This is a genomic window from Pseudolactococcus yaeyamensis, from assembly GCF_054658615.1.
Window position 1 is genome coordinate 1 of sequence record NZ_BAAGGP010000125.1, and the last position, 5,613, is coordinate 5,613.

The following is a 5,613-nucleotide window of genomic DNA, read 5'->3' on the forward strand; positions in this document are numbered from 1 at the left end:
AGCTGAGACAATTCGCAAGAGGGGTGTGTATACAACAAAAATAATTGAGAACAAAACGCTATAACTCCTTATATCACAAGGCGGAATAGTGTTTTTCTGATTTTTAACTGTCAAACTCGGGAATATAACATAAAAAGCCGTTGCCGACTTTTCAGTTTTATCTTATTTATCGCCCTTATTACGAATCACGAAACCGGGTTTCTTTTCAGTCGCTTTAGGGTGAACTTTTTGTTTATCTTTTTTGTAGTAATCTTTTTTGTTGCGGTCATCACGGTCGCGACCACCACCACGGCGATCACGGTTGTAACCACCGCCACCACGACGATCGTTACGTCCGCGGCCGCCGCCACGATTGCCACCACGGCCGCCGCCTTTGCCACCTTCACCGTTAAATGGTAGTGGTTTTTCAGCAGCGATTTCTACTTTAGGACGTGTATCAGGATCATTAACCTTAGCTTGGAGCAAGAGTGAAACCAAAAGTTTGGCATCATATTCAGCAAGTAAGTTTTCAGCATCCTCATCAAATTTATCCAATTTGGCTGAGATTTTTGGATCAGTCAAATCACGTTTGATTTCGTCGAAAGCAACAGCGAGGCTAGCTTGGTAAGCTTCTTCGCGTGTTGGTGGCTTCATGCCTTTCATTTCTTTCTTAGTCAAACGCTCAATGGCACGTAAGTAACCCATTTCATTGTTAGACACGAAAGTGATGGATAAACCAGATTTACCAGCACGACCCGTACGGCCGATACGGTGAACATATGATTCTTGGTCTTGTGTGATATCGTAGTTATAAACGTGCGTAACACCAGAAATATCCAGACCACGCGCCGCAACATCAGTTGCGACCAAAACGTCAAGATTGTCATTTTTAAAGTCACGCAAGACAGCCAAACGTTTTTGTTGTGCCAAGTCGCCATGAATCCCCTCAGCACGGTAGCCGAGTAATTTCAAACCACGTGTGATTTCGTCAACACGACGTTTTGTCCGACCGAAGATGATTGCCAATTCAGGTCTTTGCACATCAATCAAACGTGTCAAGACATCAAATTTCTCAAATTCTTTTGTCTTAATGTAGTATTGGTCAATCAAATCAGACGTCATTTCTTTCGAAACGATTTTGATATGTTGCGGGTCTTTCATGAATTTCACGCCGATTTTCTTGATGGCGTCAGGCATTGTTGCTGAGAACAGGAGGGTTTGGCGTTCAGCTGGTGTCGCTTTGATGATGAATTCAAGGTCATCGATGAAGCCCATGTTCAGCATTTCATCTGCTTCGTCAAGAATTAATGTCTCAATGTCGCCAAGTTTCAAAGCACGACGCTTAATCAAGTCAACCATTCGACCCGGTGTGCCGACAACGACATGTGCGCCAGACTTGAGGGCGTTAATTTGCTTTTCAATGCTTGCACCACCAAAGACTGAGCGTACTTTGATGCCTTTATCGCGACCAAAACGGAAAAGTTCTTCTTGTGATTGCACTGCTAATTCACGCGTTGGTGCGATGACAATCGCTTGCAAACCACCAGTCGTGTCGATTTTATTCAAGGTTGGTAGACCAAAAGCTGCTGTTTTACCAGTACCTGTTTGGGCTTGACCAATCACATCTTTGCCATCAAGGGCGAGCATGATTGTTTGTTCTTGGATTGGTGTTGGTGTTTCGTAGCCAGCTTTAACGATGGCTGATAGGATGTCTTCTGACAATCCGAGTTCTGTAAATTTCAAGTATTTCTCCATTCATATAGAAGTGGAGTTTTCGGTTATTTTTTCTAGTTTTCTGTGTCAAAATGCTGGTAAATCAACATTTTAGATAGCTGAGATGACTTCAAAATGCGCACCTCAAAACTATCACGATATAAAAACTTGTCTGCATTTCAAGCAAACAAGCTCAAAACGCTAAATCCAAATACTCCATTGAGTTACGGCTGCCCCGATTGGACAACTTAACCAGTATAGCACAATTTTGGGGCAAATGATAGGGATGGGTTTAAGAATACGTTTTCATACCTGATGACTTCTCATTAACATAATCTATCAACGATTTTATAACTGTTTGATCTATAAAATCAACTTGTTGACCATAGGTTGCTAACATCACTTTTTCATCTTCATTACGTTGCGACTCAGGCTTTTTCTCAGCTGATTTCTTAACCACTTTCATCAAATTTCGATGTAAGAAACCCAACTTGCTATAATCTATCGCACCTCTAAAATGCCAGACTTTCTCTGGTTGATAAGCTAGATTCGGAAAAGCGCGACTCATGATAGCCTGATAGTCTGCCTTAGCTGGGTCAGCAAGCCCTACTGTAAAAACAAGGAGCTGTTGACATGGATTTTTTGCCACAATATCTGAGCCAATCACACCACTTGCATACAGACCACCACCATAAATGATGCAATCATAATCACCAAGCATGGCAGGTGTCACAACCTTTCTTTCAAATAAATCAGCCTGTAATGCCGTGGCTATCCATTGCGCATATTGCTTGGTCGCACCATAATTTGACTTGTAAATCACCGCAATTTTTTTCATCTGCTATGTCCTCTCTCAAGCGCCTAAGCAAACACTTATCAATCGCTATCTCAATTACGTTTATCGCACAAGATATCAGCTCTTCGCAATCGGTACCCAGACTTCAGCCTTATAATTCTCCGCTTGGGTATCCCCATCACTGTAAACTTCTATATCCGCACCGTCTCCATATTCATAGCCAGAAGATGGTAACCATTCGGTAAAGATACGTTGGGTCAAGTCCTGCAAAGCATGTGGTAGTGAGCCGATACTTTGAAATACAGCATATTGCGCAGCAGGTATGACATGGTCTGTCATTCCCTCTGGTACGGGTTTATCCGTCGCAGCAGCGATATAGTAATCAAATACCTCACCGCCATTCGGTGGCATTACACAAACGCCTAGTAATCCAGCAAGGGTGTTAGGTGCATTCTCGCCATCCAAAGGAACTGTCTCAATCAAACTCGCAATTTTCATAGATAAGCCACTTTGGTTACATTGTGTCCAAAATTCTGGAATGTCATGTAAGTTTTTGTCGTCAAGTGTCGTTGTTGTGAGTTTTGCGCCAACGATTCGGATGGCGTCCTTCTTTTCGATTCTGTAATTCATTGCAGTCACTCCTTTTACTGTTATTTGGAAAGCTAGCGGTGGATAAGACGTAAATTCAACACCTTCATTTTTAGCATGAGAGGGGGCAAATCCGTGAAACTTTTGAAACGCACGTGAAAATGCCGTAGGTGACTCATAACCGTATTTCATCGCGATATCAATTACCTTTTCTTCACTCGCCTGTAAATCAATCGCAGCAAGCGTCAGTCTTCGGCGTCGAATATAAGTCGCAACACTGATATTCGCCATGAACGAAAACATCCGTTGAAAATGATAAACTGAGCAATGCGTTAATCTTGAAATTTGATGATAATCAATCTCATCATCTAAATTTCCTTCAATATAAGCGATGGCATCGTTCATGCGTTTAAACCAATCCATATTTTCTCCTTTCCACGATTTCACTTCATGAAATCTTGAAACTTGACAGCCGCTTGCGCTCCTGCCAAGCGGGGACATTCGCGAACTTCGTCCTCTCAAAGACTTTCAAAACAGCATCATTGGAAATTCTTCTATAAACACAGTATAGCAGACTTTAAAACAGTTTGCTTATCATTCTATGCAATAAAAAGAGAGATAAATAATCTTATTTCAAAAAAACTCCTGATGCTCACACATCAGAAGTTTACTACTTATATCATCGCTCAACAAACGGTGTATCACTCAAGACAACATCCGGATATTTGTCGGCAAACCAACGTTCTGCAAACTGATTTTCAAACAAGAACAAAGGATTATCAAAACGGTCTTTGGCTAAAATATTGCGTGAGCTAGACATCCGCTCATCCAAATCTTCTGGCTTAATCCAGCGCACCGTCTTTTTACCCATTGGCGTCATGACCACTTCGGCATTGTACTCGCCCACCATGCGATGTTGGAAAACTTCAAACTGAAGTTGACCAACCGCACCCAGCATGTACTCGCCAGTCTGGTAGTTTTTATAAAGCTGAATTGCGCCCTCTTGCACCAGTTGCTCAATGCCTTTATGGAAAGATTTTTGCTTCATGACATTTTTCGCTGAAACTTTCATGAAAAGTTCCGGCGTAAAGATTGGGAGTGGCTCGAACTCCACTTTAAGTTGCCCCGTTGTCAGCGTATCGCCAACCTGATAAGTCCCCGTATCATAAACCCCGATAATGTCCCCTGCCACGGCATTTTCCACGTTCTCACGCGCCTCCGCCATAAACTGGGTCACATTACTAAGCTTCACGGCTTTACCCGTCCGCGCTAGTTTGACCGACATACCACGCTCAAACTCGCCTGAAATAATCCGAACAAAAGCGATACGATCACGATGACGTGGGTCCATGTTGGCTTGGATTTTAAAGACAAAACCTGAAAACTCAGGGGTCGTAGGTGACACAACCTCATCATTTGTCGTCTTGTGCCCCTGCGGCTCAGGTGCATAGTCTAAAAATGAATTGAGGAAAGTCTGCACCCCAAAATTCGTCAAAGCTGACCCAAAGAAGACAGGTGTCAAATCGCCAGCGAGAACTGCCTCAGCATCAAAAGGATTACCGGCTTCTGTCATCAATTCAATATCATCTTTAGCCTGTTGATAGAACGGATTTTGTGCAAAAACTTGGTCGCCCTGCGCAAAATCAACGAAACGTGCGTCACCTTTGTAGAGTTCCAAACGTTTATTGTGCATGTCATAGAGACCTTCAAAGTTTTTACCCATCCCAATCGGCCAGTTCATCGGCGTTGAGAGAATGCCCAAGACATCTTCAAGTTCCGCCAACAAATCAAGCGGCTCACGACCGTCACGGTCGAGTTTATTGATGAAAGTGAAGACTGGAATCCCACGCTGTTTGACAACTTGGAAAAGTTTTTTAGTCTGTGCCTCGATACCCTTGGCACTGTCAATCACCATGACCGTAGCATCAACAGCCATCAAAGTCCGGTAAGTATCTTCTGAAAAGTCCTCATGCCCGGGTGTATCTAGGATATTGACGCGCTTACCGGCATAGTCAAACTGCATGACTGATGATGTCACTGAAATCCCACGTTGTTTTTCAATATCCATCCAGTCAGACTTGGCAAAATGACCTGTTTTCTTACCTTTAACAGTTCCTGCCTCACGAATTTCACCACCAAAATAGAGCAATTGCTCAGTAATTGTCGTTTTACCAGCATCCGGGTGACTGATGATAGCAAAAGTGCGTCTACGTTTAATATCTGTTTCTAATGTCATTATTCTTCCTTTAGGTGTTTATATCAACTCTTGTCATGTCTAACTCGATGTCTAGTTTACATAATAATAGTTACCTCAATTTTTTACTCAATTATTACTATTATAGCACATTTCTAAAAGTCCTTTTGTAATAAATTGTCATATTCGTCATTAAAAATTCACGCACCTTTCATATTCCCGAGTTTGACAGTTAAAACTAAAAAATACACCCCCAAAAGCTATTATATCAAGGGATATGATAGTTTTTTACAACTTCACACTTGTTGTAGACGGTTGGTTTTGATATAATATAAATATGGCA

Annotated in this window: 4 protein-coding genes; all 4 read right to left on the reverse strand. The window is 42.2% G+C overall.

Annotated elements, in window-relative coordinates; translation table 11 throughout:
* Positions 1-162: 162 nt before the first annotated feature.
* The 4 genes from ACYQ21_RS14525 to ACYQ21_RS14540 all read right to left on the reverse strand — a co-directional run bounded on the left by ACYQ21_RS14525 (position 163) and on the right by ACYQ21_RS14540 (position 5,312).
* Positions 163-1,722: a DEAD/DEAH box helicase gene (locus ACYQ21_RS14525; protein ID WP_460059302.1), complete on the reverse strand. Its 1,560-nt coding sequence runs from the start codon at positions 1,720-1,722 to the stop codon at positions 163-165.
* A 262-nt stretch (positions 1,723-1,984) separates the two neighbouring features.
* Positions 1,985-2,530 carry a flavodoxin domain-containing protein gene (locus ACYQ21_RS14530; protein WP_460059304.1) on the reverse strand — a complete coding sequence of 182 codons (546 nt, stop codon included), beginning with the start codon at positions 2,528-2,530 and terminating at the stop codon, positions 1,985-1,987.
* Positions 2,531-2,605: 75 nt separating this feature from the next.
* Positions 2,606-3,499: an AraC family transcriptional regulator gene (locus tag ACYQ21_RS14535; RefSeq protein ID WP_460059305.1), complete on the reverse strand. Its 894-nt coding sequence runs from the start codon at positions 3,497-3,499 to the stop codon at positions 2,606-2,608.
* 256 nt (positions 3,500-3,755) lie between these two features.
* Positions 3,756-5,312, reverse strand: coding sequence for a peptide chain release factor 3 (locus tag ACYQ21_RS14540; protein ID WP_460059307.1), 1,557 nt, complete (start codon positions 5,310-5,312; stop codon positions 3,756-3,758).
* Between the last annotated feature and the right edge of the window lie 301 nt (positions 5,313-5,613).